General features: G+C 71.1%; 2 protein-coding genes. Both read right to left on the bottom strand.

Translation table 11 applies throughout. The features are described 5' to 3' along the window. On the bottom strand, window positions 1–567 hold a 567-nt coding region (locus tag TN53_RS41180; RefSeq protein WP_046264009.1), incomplete at its 3' end, for a response regulator transcription factor. Beyond that, window positions 542–869, bottom strand: a 328-nt coding sequence (locus TN53_RS41175; protein WP_046264008.1) for a sensor histidine kinase, incomplete at its 5' end; no start/stop codon positions are given. The genes TN53_RS41175 and TN53_RS41180, both read right to left, overlap by 26 nt.

Raw genomic sequence — 869 nt, 5'->3', positions numbered from 1 at the left:
TGTCTTCACCGTGCTGAGGCTGATGTGCAGTGCATCGGCGATCTCGGTGTTGGTCAGCCCGCGGGCGACGGCGAGGAGTACCTGCTCCTCGCGGGCGGTGACGGGGGAGACCGGCTGGGCCGCGGGCCGGCCGGCGGGCAGGTCCGCGAATGCCTGGAGCAGACGGACGGTGACGCTGGGGGCAATGAGCGCCTCACCGTCGGACGCCGACCGTACGGCCTGCGCCAGAAGGTCCGGTCCGGTGTCCTTGAGGAGGAATCCGCGGGCGCCGGCACGCAGTGAGCCGTAGACGTACTCGTCGAGGTCGAACGTGGTGATGACGACCACGGCCAGCGGGTCGGCGACTCCTGGGCCGGCGACCAGCCGGGTGGCCTCGAGCCCGTCGAGTACGGGCATGCGGATGTCGAACAGACAGACGTCGGGGCGTAGTTCGCGGGCCAGACGTACCGCTTCCCGCCCGTCGGCGGCCTCGCCGACCACCTCAATGCCGGGCTGGGCGTTCAGCATGATCCGCAAGCCGGTGCGGATGATGGTCTGGTCGTCAGCGACGAGGACGCGAATGGACACCGCTCTCGCTCCTCGCTCGCGGCAGTTCGGCTTCGACATGCCAGCCCCGGTCAGTACCCGGGCCGGCTCGTAGTGTGCCGCCGAGCAGGGTCGCGCGCTCGCGCAGTCCGGTAAGTCCGTATCCGTCGCGGCCCCGGCCGGTGCGCCGGCCGTTGTCGCGCACGCTCACCCGTACCGTGTGCCATTCCGCGGCGACCCGAACGACGAGCTCGGTCGCGTCGACCGCATGACGCAGCGCGTTGGTCACCGACTCCTGCACGATCCGGTAGACGGCCGCGTCCACGGCCGGGGGCAGCGCGTCC

This window comes from Streptomyces sp. WM6386 (genome assembly GCF_000972385.1).
Classification (GTDB): domain Bacteria; phylum Actinomycetota; class Actinomycetes; order Streptomycetales; family Streptomycetaceae; genus Streptomyces.
The sequence above is the reverse complement of the archived record's forward strand: the minus strand, read 5'-3'. Positions and strand labels throughout refer to the sequence as shown.